This is a genomic window from Clostridium puniceum, from assembly GCF_002006345.1.
GTDB lineage: Bacteria > Bacillota > Clostridia > Clostridiales > Clostridiaceae > Clostridium > Clostridium puniceum.
Map to the genome: position 1 here is coordinate 131,639 of NZ_LZZM01000153.1, position 17,570 is coordinate 149,208.

Consider the following 17,570-nt stretch of genomic DNA (forward strand, 5'->3'; position numbering starts at 1 on the left):
GATTAAATATAAGTAATGTTCATATTTAATTAAAAACATGTTTTTTAAATTGAAAGTATAGATAAATTTTAACTAATGATATATATTAAATAAAGATATATTTTTAAATAATATATTTAAATTGAAGATAAGAGTAGTAAATGATGACTTATAAATTCAATTTAGTTTTTTATATAGGTTGTGAAATTCTGATTTTACATATGTTAATTTTATACAAAGAAAGGGAGTAATAATTATGTATCCAATAAGATTTGAAAATCTATACTATGACAAAATATGGGGAGGAAGAGATTTAGAAAGCTTTAGAGATAATCTGCCAGAAGGGGATATTGGAGAAAGCTGGGATATAGCCTGTCATCCAAATGGAACTGGGATTGTAGCTAATGGAAAGTTTAAAGGAATCAGCTTTGATTCTTTGATAAAACAGCATGAACATTTTCTTGTAGGAAACAAAGTAAGTATACAAAAATTACCTTTACTTGTTAAGTTAATAAATTCAAGAGAAAAACTTTCTGTGCAAGTACATCCAGGAGATGAATATGCAGCTAAATATGAAGGTGATTATGGTAAGACAGAAGCTTGGTATGTTGTAGATGCAAAGCCAGATTCAACTTTAATTGTAGGAACTAAACATTGCACAAAGGAGCAATTTGAAGCAGCAATAAAGTCTGGTGAAGTTGAAAAATATTTAAATAAAATAGAAGTTAAAAAGGGAGATTGTTTCTTAATAAACAGTGGACTAATTCATGCTATATGTGAAGGGGTTATCATAGCAGAAATTCAGCAAAATAGCGATGTAACTTATAGGGTATATGATTACGGAAGACCAAGAGAAATACATGTAGAAAAAGCATTAGATGTAACAAATTTTGATCTTCAATGCCAAAATCTTAAAGGTGAAGAAGTAGAATTTGATGGTTATAAAAAAAGTTTGTTATGTAAAAATGAATATTTTGGAATAGAAAAATTGATCATAGAAAATTCACTAACAGATAGAAGCAGTGAAGAAAAATTTGATATATTAACATGTGTAGATGGTGAAGGTATAATAGAGGGAAAAGGATATTCAGAAAAAATTAAAATGGGTGATAGTTATTTAGTACCTGCAACATTAGGAGAATATAAAATTCAAGGAAAGCTTACATTACTTAAGAGCTATCCAGTAGTTTAAGAAATTTAAATATTGTTTAAATGGGGCAGTAGATGGTTTTGTATAAAAATAAATTATCTACTGCCACATAGGAATTTTTTAAATGTTATTTAAACAAGTCATATTATACGCATTTCTAAACTTCTTAGGAGTTAAATTTTCATATTTTTTGAAGAGTTTAAGAAAATATTTTTCATCTACAAAACCTAATTCATGAGCGATTTCTTTAATATTTAAATTTGAATTACATAAAAGCTGTTTAGCATTAGAAATTCTTAAATAATTTATATATTCCTGCATGCTCATTCCCATTCTTTTCTTAAAATAGCGTGCTAAATATTCCTTTGAAAAATTAAATTCATAGGCCACATTTTGAAGTGATATATTTTGAGTTATATGAATTTTTATCCATTGCAGTATTTGAGGTAAAATATCTTCTGGTACAACACTTTTAGGCATTATTTCAAAATTTAAAATAACTTGTTCTGTAATCTCAATTAAGAGAGAAGTAAGTATATAATTTACACTTTGATTTGTATAATAACTAGATTGTGATAAGTGAAGTAATTGACGAAACAATACATTTATTCTATCTAAATTTAAATTTCTGACAAAAGTAGGAATTAGTATATTTGAACTCAACCCATTAAAATAAGGATTGTTCTGAGTTATTGATATTTCAGATTTAATATCCACATGATTAGAAATACTAAAGGGGTCATTGCAGTAAAAATGAAGCCAATAAAAAGAAGTACCTTTGTTCGAATAATCATATCCTTTATGTTTACGATCTGGTTCGAGTAATAAAAGATCGCCTTCCTTTAATTCATATTTTTCATCATCCTGCTCTATATATACAACTCCTTTGTTAATTATAATGATTTCATAACTATCCATAATTCTTTCCATATGCAGCCATTTGTTATCAGATATAAAATTTCCGCACATAGAAAATATTAAGGGGGCATCAATATTTGCTTTAAGATAATTCATTGGTCAATATTCACCACCTTTTGTTAATATAGTCTACCGACAACTATATTATTTTGTGTCATAGTTATATTGTACAAAGTATTAATAATCATGTAAATGCAATTTAGTGCACTTATATAGTTTTTTATTAAAGTATATATTGCAATTTTTACTTTTAGTAAAATTAATTTTAAATCGACTATTTATATGTAAAGCCATTGTCTGTAAGGCGTGTACAATATATAAGTAGTTTTTATGAAAGCTGTATTATTACTTAATTTTGCTTAAAAACTAAAAAGGTATATTGTATAAAATTTAGAACCTATAGATTTATAGTATGAAAGGAACTGATGAGATAATGGAAAAGGTGAAATTATTAAGTGGAATATTTAAAGAGTCACAAGATAAAGGAAAAGAGTACCTTGTATACCTTGATGTGGATAGACTTGTGGCACCTTGTTATGAAGCAATAGGTAGAACTCCTAAAAAACTACGTTATGGTGGCTGGGAAGCAATGAAAATAAGCGGACATTCTTTAGGACACTTTTTATCAGCAGCAGCCTCAATGTATATTGCCGATAAAGATGAAAAATTAAAAGAAAAGCTTGATTATGCAGTAGCTGAGCTTGCATATCTTCAAAGTTTAGATGACGAAGGTTATGTTAGCGGATTTCCAAGAGAATGTTTTGATAAAGTTTTTAGTGGCGAATTTAATGTTACAAGATTTGAACTTGGAGACAGTTGGGTTCCTTGGTATAGTATTCATAAAATTTATGCAGGACTTATTGATGTTTATATTCTCACAGGAAATGAACAAGCGCTTGAAGTAGTTATAAAACTTTCTGATTGGGCAAAAAAGGGAACGGATAATTTAACAGAAGAACAATTTGATAGTATGCTTTATTGTGAACATGGTGGTATGTGTGAAGCTATGGCAAATCTTTATGAAATTACTAAGAATGAAGATTACTTGGAGCTATCAAAGAGATTTTATCATAAAGAAACATTAATTCCGTTAACAAAATCACAAGATGAGCTTGAAGGTAAACATGCCAATACACAAATACCTAAGGTTATTGGAGCAGCAAGACTTTATGAGCTTGTTGGTAATGAAGATTATAAAAATGCAGCTATATTTTTCTGGAATGTGGTTACTAAAAGCCGTTCATATGCCATAGGTGGAAATAGCAGAGATGAGCATTTTGGAAAAATAGACACTGAAAAGTTAGGAGTTACTACAGCTGAAACTTGCAATACTTACAATATGCTAAAGCTTACAGAGCATTTATATGATTGGAATCACAACTCAGATTACATGGATTATTATGAAAATGCGTTATATAACCATATACTCGCATCTCAAGACCCAGATTCAGGTATGAAAACCTATTTTGTTTCAACGCAACCTGGACACTTTAAAGTTTATTGCTCACCTGATAATTCTTTTTGGTGCTGCACCGGTACAGGAATGGAGAATCCATCAAGATATATAAGAAACATATATTATAGAGATAATGATGATTTGTTTGTAAATCTATATATTTCTTCAAAAATTGAATTATCAGATAAGGGCATAATACTTAGTCAAGAAACAAAATTCCCTGAAGCTGATAAAATAAAACTTATATTTGAAGATGCTGAAGAAAAGTTTATGACTTTAAAAATAAGAATACCATATTGGGTGAGCGACGAAGTTAAGATAGTTGTAAATGGAACAAGCGAATATTCTAAAGCTGAAAAAGGATATATATCAATTGAAGGCAACTGGAAAAAGGGTGACATTTTAGATGTGACACTTCCAATGAATATACATGTTTATGCATCAAAAGAAGATTCACATAAAATTGCATTTATGTATGGACCTCTTGTGCTTGCAGGTAAACTTGGAAGAGAGAATTTTCCTGAAACGGATATTTTAGAAGATCATTTAAAATTAAATCATTATCCTGGAATTATAGTCCCAACTTTAGTAACAGATAATTTGAACATTGAAGAATGTATAAAACCTATAAAAGATTGTGTATTAGAGTTTGAAACTGAAGCAATAGGTGAACCAGGCAAGGTAAAATGTACATTAATTCCTTTTTATGCTCTTCACCATCAAAGATATACTGTTTATTGGACAAAGATGACAATAAAGGAATATAAGCAAACAGAATTGACAAGTGTTGATTATCAAGAAAAGTTAAATGCGATAACTATAGATTTGGTTAATCCCAATGAACAACAGCTAGAAATAGAACATAAAATAAAATCTGAAAATTCTCATTCTGATTATTCTAGTGAAGCAGGTAAGGGATGGCGTGAAATTATAGGTGAAGGATATTTTAGCTATGAAGTGAATGTTAATCCAGATAAGCAAATGTATTTGGTAGTAACATACTGGGGGAGTGATAAAGAGTGTTTTATTGAGGGAGAAAGATGTATAAGAGAATTTAATATATCTGTAAATGACAGCTTGATTTCAGAAGAATTATTAAATGAAAATAAACCTTATGCATTATTTGACAAATTTTATACTATACCGAAAGAATTAACTAGTGGTAAATCAAAGATTAAAGTGAAATTTGCTTCAACTAAAGGGAAAATTGCAGGAAGAATATTTGGAGTTAGAATTACATTACAAGAGAATGTTTAAATTACTAATAAAAATAACTCAGTAGTATAGTTTAACGATTTATTTTCAAATTAAAAAAATGATTTTTATTTAAACTATTTATTAAATATTACGTATATAGGTTGTTAAGTATGTAGAATTTTAAATGCTTAGCAACCTATATAATATTATATTAGTACTAGTAATTATGGTGGAGGGGATTATGATTAATGTAATTATTGTAGATGATGAACCAAGGCATCGTAAAGGGTTAGCGAATCTCATTGGAAAATTAAGACCTAAATATGTAATAAATCAATTTAAAAATGGAAATGAAGCATTAGAATTTGTAAAAGAAAATAAGGTAGATATTATAATAACAGATGTAAAAATGCCCATTATGGATGGATTAGTATTTTTAAAAAAGTATAAAGAAATGGAAAGCAATTCTAAAGTGGTAATTTTAAGTGGATATGCTAATTTTGAATATGCTCAGAATGCATTAAGTTTAGGTGCTTTTGATTATATATTAAAGCCAGTTGATGAATATATAATATACGAAATTCTAGTTAAGGTAGAAAAAAGTATTCAACAGGAAGAAGAGGCTAGGAAGAGAGAAATACAACTAATAGATAGTTTAAATAATACCATACAAGTTTATATAGAAAATCAATTTAATAAGTGGATAAAAGGTGAGCTTAATAAAGAAAGATTAACAGAAATTAAAAAATACTTTCATAAAGATGGAGAAGGATGGGTAATGGTTACAAAGATAGCCAGCTCAAATAAAATAACTGAGGATAGCTATGAAAATAATCAAAAGTGTCTACAAAATATTAAATGGATAGTTACAGAAATGGTTAAACCGTATGGTGATAATATATCATTCTATTTTAATGGTAATGAAAATATTTTAATAACTGTAATAAAACAGAATGATGATAATGTTAATCAAATTAATTTTGAAGATTTTAATGAAAGGATATTATTAATTAAAAATGAATACGATATCAATATAAGTATAGGAATAAGTAGAAGATGCGGTAATATTTATTATGAAGCAAAAAAATGTTTTGATGAGGCTATGGAAGCTTTAGAATTAAGATTTTATTTCAAAAATAGTAATATTATAAGTTCTTCGGATGAAAAACAAATTAGAAAAACTAATATATTTATAAATTCTAAATATGAAGAATTGCTTAATAAATGTATTTACCAGCAAGATACCATTGGGGCTGTTAATTTAATGAACGAGATATTGGTTAAATTTCTGGAAAAGGATTATCCACAACAAAATGAACTTAAAAATAATATTATAAGAATATTTCTTAAAATTATAAAAGAAATTAATATGTTTATGACAAATGAAATTTATAATGAAATTACAATGAATATTATAAGTGCAATAAATTTAAGTGAAAATATAGATGAGTTAAGACAAAGTTGTAATTTAATATTAATTAAAATAATTAGCATATTTGAAAGATGGAAGAGAAATAAAAATAAAATTTTCTTTGATAAATGTGTTAAGTATATAGAAGAAAATTATATGCAAGACATTTCATTAGAAGATATTTCAGAAAAATTTCATTTTAATCCAAGTTACTTTAGCACTATGTTTAAAGAACAACTTGGGATGAATTTTATTAAGTATTTATTAAAATTAAGAATAAAAAAGGCTTGCGAATTATTGTTAGAAAGTGACAAGAAAATATACGAAATATCATCTTTAGTTGGATATAAGGATTCTAAATATTTTAATAGAGTGTTTAAGAATCAAATGAATATTTGTCCTGATGAATACAGACGTTTAAATTCCTCAAGTAAATTAGAGGTGTAATATGAGACTATTAAGAAATAAATTTATAAATTATATTAACAATATGGGACTTAAATATAAATTAAACACTACTTATTTTGTATTAATTATAGTACCAATAATGATAATGAGTATTTTTTACTATAAAATGAGTTCTGATATTATCATAGAAAATGCACAGAAAAGTTCTCTAAAAGTAGTTAAAAATAATAATAGTTTGCTAAATTTGAAACTGAATAAAATATTAGAAAGCTCAGATGCAATAACATTAGATTTTGAGTTATATAATATAGTAAATGATCGTAAAAAATACAGTTCTTCTGAGTTAGTTGCTTTAGATAGAAAAATTAATAGTATATTATTTAAATATTTTAATTATGTAGATGTTTACTCATCACATATAATAACGGACTACTATAATTTTGGAAGCAGTAAAATACCAATACCTGAAAATTATTTTTATACATCCCAATTATATAAAATTGCACAAGAAGGCAATGGATCTTTAATATGGGTTCCAACATATCAGTTCACAGATTTTTATAATGCAAGTGATTTAAAGAATGTAAATATAGAATACAAATACCTATTTTCGGCAGTGAAAATAATTAATAATCTAAATCGAGAAAGTATTAAATTTGATGATTTGAATGAAAATAGTAAAAAGCCTTTATTGTTAATAAATTTCAAACCCGATTTATTTAGTAATATTATTGAGAGTGATAATCAATATAAAGATTCTCAGTATTTTATATGTTCAACTGAAGGAGATATAGTATATAATACGGATACAACTAACATGGCAATAAGAAAAAAACCAATATGGTTAGAAGAAATGGTAAATAATAAAAGTGGAAATATAGAAAGAGAAGTAGATGGAAGGAAAATGATAATATGCTACGATACAATAGATTCAACTGGCTGGATTTCAGTAGCAGTCATACCAGTAGATTCTATTTTAATTTCTTTAGTTAATATACGTTATTTTATATTATTTTTAGGATTTATATTAGTAAGTTTAGCTTTAATATGTGCTAATTTTATATCGAGATCCATCATAAAACCAATAGATAAATTATTAATAGTTATTAAAAAAATGGGACAAGGTAATTTTTCTACAAAAGTTGAAGTAAAGAGAAATGATGAAATAGGAAATCTTGTTAATAAATTTAATGAAATGGATGATAAGATTTTAAATTTAATTGAAGAGAACTATATTAGCAATATAAGAGAAAAAGAAGCAATAATAATGTCTTTAAATATCCAACTAAACCCTCATTTTCTTTATAACACATTAAATATTATTAACTGGATTGCAATTGAAAATGATGAGAAAGAAATTAGCAAAATGATAGTTAGCCTTTCTAGCATGCTGCAATATACTGCACATAATACTGAAGAAATTTCCAATTTTGAGACAGATTTAGAATGGCTTAAAAAATATATTTATATAATGCAAAATAGATTTGAAGATAAATTTAATGTTTATTATGAAATAGATGAAAGGATTAATTTTTACAAAGTTCCTAAGCTTTTCCTACAACCATTTGTAGAAAATTCTATTATTCATGGATTTAGTATTATAGATAGTGGAGGAATTTTAAAAATAACTGGAAGAATAGAAGATACAACTGCATGCTTTGTTATTGAAGACAATGGAAAGGGAATGAGTAGCAAAAGAATAGAAGAAATTATGATGAAAAGTAAGGATAAGATTGGTATAAGTAATGTAAATAATAGAATTCAGCTAATGTATGGAGAACAATATGGAGTTTGCATCAAATCAGAAGTAAATAATGGTACTAAAATTCTAATAAAATTACCACTAAAAGAATAAAATCTAAAAAAAGTATACTAATCTAATAAAGTTAGAATTTAATACGTATATTATTTCAAATATAATTTACTTGTGAAAACAATTTCAAATGATTTTAGGGGGAGAGTAAATGAATATAAAGAAAATAATAACTTCAATTCTTTCAACTACATTAATTACTAGTATGTTAGTAGGATGTGGCAATAGTGCAAGCACAGTAGCAAATGAAAAAGCAAATGGTGAAATTGTCACATTAACATATACTACGTGGGGAAGTACAAATGAAGTGGAGGCACAAACTAAGGCAGTCAAAGAGTTTGAAAAGAATAATCCTAATATAAAAGTAAAGCTTCAACATATACCAACAGATTATGATACTAAATTAGCAACTATGGTAGCAGGAAATACAGCGCCAGATGTAGCATTAATGTTTAAAACTACAGCATTATCATGGGCTGATGAAGGAAAGATAAAAAACATATCACCTCTTTTAGAAAAAGATAATGAAATAAAAGAAGATACCTATATAGATGGATCATTTATACACGCAGACAAAGATAGCATAATAGGAATTACTCCTTGTCAAGAAGTTTTCGGGTTATATTACAATGTTGATGCATTTAAAGAAGCAGGAGTAGAATTACCACCAGCTAAAAGTTCCAACGCTTGGACTTGGGATCAATTCGTTGAAGTGTGTAAAAAATTAACAATAGATCAAAGTGGAAAGAATGCAACAGAAGAAGGCTTTGATCCAGAGAATATTAAACAATATGGAATAAATATGCCAAGCGTTTATTGGCAAACATTTTTAAATCTTAACGATGTTAAATATGTTAGCGATGATGGAATGAAATCAAATTTAACTAATCCGACTGTTACTGATACAGTTCAAAAGCTTGCAGATTTATGTGTTAAATATCATGTTGCTCCATCACCAGCACAATCTAAAACATTACCAGCTCCAGCAATAGCGCTGCAATCAAAAAAGATTGCTATGGATTGGGATGGACAATGGGTACAGCTTGATTTAGCAAATGCTAAGGTCAATTATGATGTTGGAGTGCTTCCTAAAATGAAAAATAATAAAACCACATTATTTGGTGAAGTTATGTGTATGTTCAATAGTACTAAACATCCAGAAGAAGCTTGGAAATTCCTAAAATGGATGAGCTCAGGAGAAGGTACTAAAGATTTAATTACTAGTGGATTATGGTTACCAACAGTTAAAAGCTGGTATACAGATCAAGATAAAATTAAGGAGTGGGTTATAAAACCTGGACATCCTGATGGATTTAAGGATGCAATTTTAGAACAAGCACTTAATAATAGTGTTCCAGATTGTAATTATTATATAAAGAATTCTGTTAAGATAGGTTCGATTATAGGACCTGCTCTAGATCAAGTTTGGAGTGGTGAAAAAACAGCGAAAGAAGCACTAGCAGAAGTTGAACCTGATGTGATACCAGAACTTAAAGGCGTTTATACTAACAAATAAGAAAATTAGAGAGAGGTGACAATTTTATGGCAAGTGTTAGTACAAAAGCTATGGAAAATACAAATAAAAATATAAAAGAAAAAAGCAATAAAAAAATATCTATAGAGAAAAAGAATATTATATATGGATTACTATTTGCTTCTCCTGTAATATTAGGATTTATAATTTTTGTTATGGGACCTATGATTGGAAGTGGATATTTTAGCTTAACAGATTATAGGATTGCTAGTACTCCAAAGTGGGTAGGCTTTGATAATTATAAAAATTTATTCACTAATAAAGACCCATTTTTTTATAAATCCTTATTAGTTACAGCTTTTTATGTATTTTTAAGTGTTCCAATTCAAATTATAGTTGCTCTGCTTGTTGCTATGGTTTTAAATAGAGATGTTAAAGGGCAAGGAATATTTAGAACTATATTTTACCTTCCAACTATTGTGCCAGTAGCTGCTTCTTCAATGATTTGGATATGGCTTATGGATCCAGATTTAGGCTTACTTAATAATATTCTAAAGGTCATAGGATTACCTACTTCAAAATGGATATTTGATGAAAAAACTGTAGTTCCATCATTAATACTTATGAGTTTATGGACTATAGGAAGTACCGTCATAATATTTCTTGCAGGATTGCAGGGAGTACCAAAGCAATTATATGAGGCTGTTGAAATAGATGGTGGAAATGGATTTCATAAATTTATTAATATAACTATTCCCATGATAACACCAACATTATTTTTTAATCTTGTCATGGGATTTATCAATGGCTTTCAAGTATTTACTGAAGCATACATTATGACATCAGGTGGTCCTAATAATGCAAGTTTATTTTATGCATTTTATTTATATAAAGAAGCTTTTACCAATTTCAGAATGGGAAATGCGTGTGCTCTTGCTTGGATATTATTCATAATAATATCAATATTTACTTTCATAATTTTTAGAACATCTAAATGGGTATACTATGAAGGAGATGGCCAATAATGAGGAATAAAAAAAGGACAGTTTCAAAAATAGCAACATATACAATTTTGATAATGATATCATTCATATGTTTAGTTCCATTTTATTGGATGATAAGAAGTTCATTAATGGATATGTCACAAATATTTACAATGCCTCCAATATGGATTCCGGACCCAATAAGATTCAGTAATTATAAAGAAGCATTAACTTTGCTTCCTTTTGCAAAATATTTTTCCAATACATTATTTATTGTTGTATTAACAGTTCTAGGTACAGTAATTACGAGTTCATTATGTGCTTATAGCTTTTCGAGAATAAATTGGAAAGGTAGAGATATAGTGTTTGGAATATTATTAACTGCTATGATGATACCATTTGCGGTTACACTTATACCAACATTTATAGGGTGGCAAAAGCTTGGATTAGTTAATACCTATGTTCCGTTAGTAGTTCCTGCTTGGTTCGGCGGAGGAGTATTTAATGTATTTTTATTAAGGCAATTTTTTCGAACTATTCCAAAGGAATTGGACGAAGCAGCGCGTATTGATGGTGCTAATCATTTTATTATATATTCTAAAATAATTCTTCCATTAAGTAAGCCTTCTTTAATTGTAGTTGGACTATTCTCCTTTATGGGTTCATGGAATGACTTTTTAGGACCATTAGTATATTTAAATGATAGCGATAAATTTACACTTTCTCTTGGGCTTATGCAATTTAATGGAATGTATACCGCACAATGGCAATATATGATGGCAGCTTCAGCTGTAGTTGTATTACCTATAGTTATCATATTTTTCATAGGACAAAAGTATTTTATTGAGGGTATAGCAATGACTGGAATGAAGGGATAAATATAATATAAATGGGTTGTATAAGAATGTAAAGATTTTATATTCTTATACAACCCATTATTTTTATTTATAATCAAATGAAAGCTTGTATTTTTATTTAAAGATTTATAATACTTTATAAAAATATAGCTATTTCAATAAAAAGACATAACATATATTGAATACTTTAAAATAACGTAGTATAATTAATCTAATAAATAATAGTAAGGGTAGCAATTATAATGAAATTTATCAAATAGATTAGGAGGAATTTTGAGTGTCTTATTTAATAGGAATTGATATTGGTGGGACTAACTTACGAGCAGCCGTTATTTCAAAAGAAGGAAATATATTAGAGATTTTCAAAATTGAAAATGAAGTAATAAAAGGACCAGCTTACAATTTAGATAAATTAATAAATAAAATAAAGATAAATTGGAATAAATATAAATTTGAAAAAGTAGGAGTGGGAGCACCAGGTCCTTTAGATCTTAAAGTTGGAAAGTTACTAAATCCAGTTAATTTAAAGGGATGGGAAAATTTTAATATTAAAAAATACTTAAGTGAAAAATTAAAATTACCTGTTCAAATTAATAATGATGCTAATGTAGCAGGTCTTGCAGAAAGTTTGGTGGGAAGTGCTAAAGAATGTGAATCCGTATTCTATATAACGGTTTCTACAGGAGTTGGTGGTGCTTTAATCCTTGATAAGAAGATTATAAATGGAGCACATAGCCAAACAGCAGAAATTTACAATATGATAATAAATGAAGATAAATATAGTCACGTGGGTTTGAATAAAGGTGGATTAGAAGGACAGTGTAGTGGAGTTCATATAGCAAGAATTGCATCTCAAGCGTATGGAAAAACATTAAGTACAAAAGAAGTTTTTGATTTATATGAAAATAATGATGAAAAAGCTGTACAAGTAATAGAAAAATGGGTAGATAATATTTCAATTGGAATTGCTAATATAATTGCAGTAGTAGATCCAGAAACTGTAGTTATTGGTGGTGCTGTAATGATAAATAATCCTTATTTATTATCTAAGGTTATTGAAAGCGCAAAGACAAAAGTAGCAGATCCAGCTATGGTAGATATAAGGATGGCAGAAATTGGAGATAATGCGGGTCTTATTGGAGCAGCAATGCTTTAAATCAGTTAAGAGTTAAAAGTTTAGGAAGAAAAGCCTAATGGCTTTTCAAAATAATAATATTAAAATTACAATAACGAGTTAACTTAATAAAAAGTAATAATAGACATGAAAAAGTAGGAGGATAAGAGATGAGTATAAAATTTAAGTTCCCAGAAAATTTTTGGTGGGGTTCAGCAACATCAGGTCCACAAAGTGAAGGCAGATTTAACAAAAAACATGATAGTGTATTTGACTATTGGTTTGATATAGAACCAGAAGCATTTTTTGATGGAGTTGGTCCGAATGTAGCATCAAATTTTTATAATAGCCATAAGGAAGATTTAGAATTAGTAAAAGAAACAGGATTAAATAGTTTTAGAACATCAATTCAATGGACAAGGCTAATAAAAGATTTTGAAACTGGAGAAGTAGATGAAGATGGAGTAAGATTTTATAACGAAGTAATTGACGAATGTATTAAAAATAATCTTCTTCCAGTAATGAATTTGCATCACTTCGACTTGCCTGTTGAGTTATATGATAAATATGGAGGATGGGAATCTAAACATGTAGTAGATTTATTTGTGATATTTGCTAAGAAATGTTTTGATTTATTTGGAGATAGAGTTAAATATTGGACAACATTTAATGAACCTATGGTAGTAGTTGAAGGAGAATATTTATATGAATTTCATTATCCTAAATTAGTTGATGGTAAAAAGGCTGTTCAAGTAATGTTCAACTTAAACTTAGCATCAGCAAAAGTTATTCAAGCTTTTAAAGAAATGGGATGTAATAAGGAAGGTGGAAAAATAGGAATAGTTCTTAATTTAACACCCGCATATCCAAGATCAAATAGTGAAGAGGATATGAAAGCTTCTAAAATAGCCGATAGTTATTTCAATACTTCATTTTTAGATCCAGCTGTTAAAGGACATTTTCCTGAAATACTTGTAGAAATACTAGAAAAAGATAAGGTTATATGGGAAGCAACACAAGAAGAGTTAGAAATAATTAAGAACAATACAATAGATTTCTTAGGGGTTAACTATTATCAACCAAGAAGGGTAAAGGCAAAGGAATCTGAAATTGATAAGTCAAAGGGATGGATGCCAGACGAATACTTTGATAATTATGAAATGCCAGGAAGAAGAATGAATCCTTATAGAGGATGGGAAATATATCCACAATGTATGTATGATATAGCGATTAATATAAGAGATAATTATGACAATATCCCTTGGTATATATCTGAAAATGGTATGGGTGTTGAAGGGGAAGAAAAGTATATAAATAAAGATGGAGTAATAGAAGATGATTACAGAATTGATTTTTATAAAGAACATTTAGAATATCTTCATAAGGGAATAAGTGAAGGTTCAAACTGCTTTGGATATCATACATGGACTCCAATTGACTGTTGGTCATGGTCTAATGCATATAAAAATAGATATGGATTTATTGCTGTAGATTTAGTAAATCAAAAGAAGACTATTAAAAAATCTGGAAGGTGGATTAAAGAAGTTGTGGAAAACAATGGATTTTAATTAAGGAATAATCCAAGAAATAACAAGCTAGAATACTAGTTTATTTTATTTCACACGTCTAAAGTTAGGAAATAATAAATATGGAGCTGTCTTAAAAATAATTATTTTAAGACAGCTAATTGAATTTTATATGAGGAGGATCACAAATGAGGAATTTTATGGTGTTTGATGTGGGGGGAACTTCCACTAAGTGGTCTATAATTGATGAATCAGGTGATTTTAAAGAAAGTAATAAATTTGATTGTCTAAATACAGTTGATGAATTTTTCGATGAATTAATTAAAATATCTAATGAAATGAAGGAAAAATATGATGTTAAAGGAATTGCAATAAGTGCACCAGGAGCTGTAGATAGTGATACAGGAATAATTGGTGGAATAACTGCCATACCTTATATACATGGTCCCAATTTTAAAGAGATAATAACTAGTGGTACAAATTTAACTGTAGAAGTTGAGAATGATGCCAATTGTGCTGCACTTGGAGAGTGTTGGCTTGGAGCAGGCAAGAATAATAAGGATTTAGCCTTTGTTGTTTGTGGAACAGGAATAGGCGGAGCTATAGTTAAAGATAAAAAAGTTCATGTTGGAATACATAAACATGGTGGAGAATTTGGTTATTGTTCAATAAATTTTGACTTAGATAAATCTAAAGCTACAAATTGGAGTCAAGCAGGATCTACTATAGCATTAGCAAGAAATGTTGCTCAGCTAAAAGGGTTAGATGAAGATAGTATTAATGGAATTGAAGTTTTTGAAATGTGCAGTAAAGGTGATAAAATTGCTATTCAAGAGGTAAATAAATATTACTTTATTATGGCAGTAGGAATATACAATATACAATATATTTTTGATCCAGAAGTTATTATTTTAGGTGGAGCAATAAGTGAAAGACTAGAATATGTTGATGAAATAAATAAAAGATTAGATATAATGATGAATAGTGAGTTAGAAGGAACAATTAAACCAGTCATAAAAACATGCCAGTTTGGAAATAATGCTAATAAACTTGGTGCGTTATATAATTATCTTCAAAGAGAAAAAAATTAATATTGAAAATGAATTAAAAATAAATTAAGAAATAGGGGGATTAGAAGTGGATAAATTTATGGTTTTTGATATTGGTGGAAGTGCTGTAAAGTGGTCTGTAATTAATCAAAGTGGAAAAATCCTTGAAAGTAATAAATTTAAAATTTCAGATAATAAGGATGAATTTTTTAATAAATTAGGAAAAATAACTAATGAAATGAAAGAAAAATATGATGTAAAAGGAATTGCAATAAGTGCACCAGGAGCAGTAGATAGCGAAACAGGAGTAATTGGTGGGGCAAGTGCTATTCCATATATACATGGACCAAATTTTAAAGAAATTTTAAAGGAACTTACAAATTTAAAGGTAGAGCTTGAAAACGATGCTAACTGTGCAGCTCTTGGAGAATGTTGGCTTGGTGCTGGTAAGGAAAATAAAGATTTAGCTTTTGTAGTATGTGGTTCAGGAATAGGTGGCGCTATAGTTAAAGACAAAAAGATACATGGTGGAATTCATAAGCATGGTGGAGAGTTTGGTTATTGTTCAGTAAGTTGTGAATTAGATGGAGAACCTAAATTCACTAGTTGGAGTCAAGCAGGATCTACTACTGCATTAGCTAAAAAAGTAGCAAAATTAAAAGGCTTAGAAGAAGGTGGTCTTGATGGAGTTGAAGTTTTTGAATTATGTAATAAAGGCGACGAAATAGCACTTCAAGAAGTAAATAAGTATTACTTTATTATGGCAGTAGGAATATATAACATTCAATACACTTATGATCCAGAAGTCATTATTTTAGGTGGAGCAATAAGTGAAAGACCAGAATATGTGGAAGAAATAAATAAGAGATTAGATGCACTTATGAATAGTGATTTAGAGGGAACAATAAAACCAGTTCTTAAAAAATGTGAATTTGGAAATGATGCAAATAAATTAGGTGCATTATATAATTATCTTCAAAGACAATCATATATTGATTAATTTTTAAGAGAAAGGTACAAATGGCTAGAGGAATTTTGAAATTCATGTTTATTTTAGATATATGGTAAAAATTTTAAGACTATATAAGTAAATAATATGGAGAAGATAAAAATTTCAAAATAATACTATTGGGGGTATGTTATAAGGAGGCAATATATATGTCAAAATACGAAGAAATAGCACAAGATATACGGCAAGCAATACTAAGTGGAAAGTATAGTCCTAATGAGCAACTACCCTTAGAAAAGGAAATGTGTTCATCATATGGTGTTAGTAGAATTACTATAAAAAAGGCTGTTGATGAGCTTGTTATTCAAGGATTAGTTATAAAAAGAAGAGGATCAGGAACCTTTGTAAAATCAGTGAATGATGAGGATGTTGAAGAATTAGGTTCAGTTAAACAATTTGGCGGGTTCTCAGAAACCAACAAAGAGAAAAAAGTATCTTCTAGTATTATTAAGTTTGAAGTTATTCACCCAACAGATGAAATTGCAACTAAATTAAAAATTACTTGTGATGATTTTGTATATTATATAGTAAGAGCTAGGTATGCAGATAATGAGCCATATGTAATTGAATACACATATATGCCAATAGGACTTATACATGGGATAAAAACGGATATTTTAATGAATTCAATTTATAATTATATAGAAAAAAATCTTAAATTAAAAATAAAAAGTGCACATAGAACAGTTCGTGCAATTTTGCCAAATGAAATTGAACAGGAATGGTTAAAAATAGATAAGAATATGCCTATATTAGAGGTTGAACAAGTTGGATTTTTAGATAATGGGCAATCATTTGAATATTCAAAATCACATCATAGAAGTGACAAGATTGAGATTAGAACTGTAAGTATTAAGTAATATTTAATGATTATAAGAAAATTTATACTTATAATAGGTTGTTGAATAACTAATTTTTACAAATAGTTATTTAAGAAAATATTCATAGGAATCAAAGGTTCCAAGGATATTTTCTTGATTTTATTCCTTGCTGTTTTTTATTAAATTCATCTATTAAATAAGCTAATAAAACCCATTTTATATGACGTTCGTATCGGGCTTGCCCATAGAGTCTTGGATTTTCTAAGTTATATAAACCTTTTAATACGGAGAATAATTGCTCTATTTTCAATCTATTTTTATATAGGTTCACCCCTATAGGAGATTCGAAAAACAAAGCATTTTCATATCGTTTATCAATGAATGCCTCAATGCTTTTAGCTTTAC

General features: G+C 28.2%; 14 protein-coding genes. 12 read left to right on the top strand and 2 right to left on the bottom strand.

The annotated features are described in order from the left end of the window. The first annotated feature begins 235 nt into the window (after positions 1-235). On the top strand, positions 236-1,171 hold the full coding sequence (locus tag CLPUN_RS12190) for a type I phosphomannose isomerase catalytic subunit (RefSeq protein ID WP_077847552.1): 936 nt from the start codon (positions 236-238) through the stop codon (positions 1,169-1,171). Positions 1,172-1,249: 78 nt separating this feature from the next. Here CLPUN_RS12190 and CLPUN_RS12195 read toward each other — a convergent pair whose 3' ends face one another. Beyond that, positions 1,250-2,143, bottom strand: a complete 894-nt coding sequence (locus CLPUN_RS12195) for an AraC family transcriptional regulator (RefSeq protein ID WP_077847553.1) — start codon at positions 2,141-2,143, stop codon at positions 1,250-1,252. A 337-nt stretch (positions 2,144-2,480) separates the two neighbouring features. On the opposite strand from CLPUN_RS12195, the gene CLPUN_RS12200 reads away from it, so the two are divergent. The 11 genes from CLPUN_RS12200 to CLPUN_RS12250 all read left to right on the top strand — a co-directional run bounded on the left by CLPUN_RS12200 (position 2,481) and on the right by CLPUN_RS12250 (position 17,204). Then, positions 2,481-4,760: a glycoside hydrolase family 127 protein gene (locus CLPUN_RS12200; RefSeq protein ID WP_077847566.1), complete on the top strand. Its 2,280-nt coding sequence runs from the start codon at positions 2,481-2,483 to the stop codon at positions 4,758-4,760. A 181-nt stretch (positions 4,761-4,941) separates the two neighbouring features. Further along, on the top strand, positions 4,942-6,558 hold the full coding sequence (locus tag CLPUN_RS12205; protein WP_158078758.1) for a response regulator transcription factor: 1,617 nt from the start codon (positions 4,942-4,944) through the stop codon (positions 6,556-6,558). Position 6,559: 1 nt separating this feature from the next. After that, on the top strand, positions 6,560-8,374 hold the full coding sequence (locus CLPUN_RS12210) for a sensor histidine kinase (protein WP_077847555.1): 1,815 nt from the start codon (positions 6,560-6,562) through the stop codon (positions 8,372-8,374). 109 nt (positions 8,375-8,483) lie between these two features. Then, positions 8,484-9,848 carry an ABC transporter substrate-binding protein gene (locus CLPUN_RS12215; RefSeq protein WP_077847556.1) on the top strand — a complete coding sequence of 455 codons (1,365 nt, stop codon included), beginning with the start codon at positions 8,484-8,486 and terminating at the stop codon, positions 9,846-9,848. Positions 9,849-9,874: 26 nt separating this feature from the next. Then, a complete protein-coding gene (locus tag CLPUN_RS12220; protein ID WP_143329042.1) occupies positions 9,875-10,831 on the top strand; it encodes a carbohydrate ABC transporter permease in 957 nt (318 codons plus the stop codon). Continuing rightward, positions 10,831-11,667, top strand: coding sequence for a carbohydrate ABC transporter permease (locus CLPUN_RS12225; protein ID WP_077847557.1), 837 nt, complete (start codon positions 10,831-10,833; stop codon positions 11,665-11,667). Before CLPUN_RS12220 ends, CLPUN_RS12225 begins: the two co-directional genes overlap by 1 nt. 256 nt (positions 11,668-11,923) lie before the next feature. Further along, positions 11,924-12,802 carry an ROK family protein gene (locus tag CLPUN_RS12230; RefSeq protein WP_077847558.1) on the top strand — a complete coding sequence of 293 codons (879 nt, stop codon included), beginning with the start codon at positions 11,924-11,926 and terminating at the stop codon, positions 12,800-12,802. A gap of 128 nt (positions 12,803-12,930) precedes the next feature. Continuing rightward, a complete protein-coding gene (locus tag CLPUN_RS12235; RefSeq protein ID WP_077847559.1) occupies positions 12,931-14,328 on the top strand; it encodes a glycoside hydrolase family 1 protein in 1,398 nt (465 codons plus the stop codon). A 146-nt stretch (positions 14,329-14,474) separates the two neighbouring features. Continuing rightward, positions 14,475-15,377: an ROK family protein gene (locus CLPUN_RS12240; protein ID WP_077847560.1), complete on the top strand. Its 903-nt coding sequence runs from the start codon at positions 14,475-14,477 to the stop codon at positions 15,375-15,377. Positions 15,378-15,423: 46 nt separating this feature from the next. After that, the gene (locus CLPUN_RS12245; RefSeq protein WP_143329043.1) at positions 15,424-16,335 is read left to right on the top strand and encodes an ROK family protein; all 912 of its coding nucleotides are present in this window, start codon (positions 15,424-15,426) and stop codon (positions 16,333-16,335) included. Positions 16,336-16,493: 158 nt separating this feature from the next. Further along, complete coding sequence (locus CLPUN_RS12250) at positions 16,494-17,204, top strand: GntR family transcriptional regulator (protein ID WP_077847561.1); 711 nt, start codon at positions 16,494-16,496, stop codon at positions 17,202-17,204. Between the two features lie 91 nt (positions 17,205-17,295). Here CLPUN_RS12250 and CLPUN_RS12255 read toward each other — a convergent pair. After that, positions 17,296-17,570, bottom strand: a 275-nt coding sequence (locus CLPUN_RS12255) for a transposase (protein ID WP_143329044.1), incomplete at its 5' end; no start/stop codon positions are given.

What these genes read in the sequence shown, in the direction of transcription:
- CLPUN_RS12190 (WP_077847552.1), top strand. Translation starts at nt 236, where the DNA reads ATGTATCCAATAAGATTTGAAAATCTATACTATGACAAAATATGGGGA.
- CLPUN_RS12195 (WP_077847553.1), bottom strand. Translation starts at nt 2,143, where the DNA reads ATGAATTATCTTAAAGCAAATATTGATGCCCCCTTAATATTTTCTATG.
- CLPUN_RS12200 (WP_077847566.1), top strand. Translation starts at nt 2,481, where the DNA reads ATGGAAAAGGTGAAATTATTAAGTGGAATATTTAAAGAGTCACAAGAT.
- CLPUN_RS12205 (WP_158078758.1), top strand. Translation starts at nt 4,942, where the DNA reads ATGATTAATGTAATTATTGTAGATGATGAACCAAGGCATCGTAAAGGG.
- CLPUN_RS12210 (WP_077847555.1), top strand. Translation starts at nt 6,560, where the DNA reads ATGAGACTATTAAGAAATAAATTTATAAATTATATTAACAATATGGGA.
- CLPUN_RS12215 (WP_077847556.1), top strand. Translation starts at nt 8,484, where the DNA reads ATGAATATAAAGAAAATAATAACTTCAATTCTTTCAACTACATTAATT.
- CLPUN_RS12220 (WP_143329042.1), top strand. Translation starts at nt 9,875, where the DNA reads ATGGCAAGTGTTAGTACAAAAGCTATGGAAAATACAAATAAAAATATA.
- CLPUN_RS12225 (WP_077847557.1), top strand. Translation starts at nt 10,831, where the DNA reads ATGAGGAATAAAAAAAGGACAGTTTCAAAAATAGCAACATATACAATT.
- CLPUN_RS12235 (WP_077847559.1), top strand. Translation starts at nt 12,931, where the DNA reads ATGAGTATAAAATTTAAGTTCCCAGAAAATTTTTGGTGGGGTTCAGCA.
- CLPUN_RS12240 (WP_077847560.1), top strand. Translation starts at nt 14,475, where the DNA reads ATGAGGAATTTTATGGTGTTTGATGTGGGGGGAACTTCCACTAAGTGG.
- CLPUN_RS12250 (WP_077847561.1), top strand. Translation starts at nt 16,494, where the DNA reads ATGTCAAAATACGAAGAAATAGCACAAGATATACGGCAAGCAATACTA.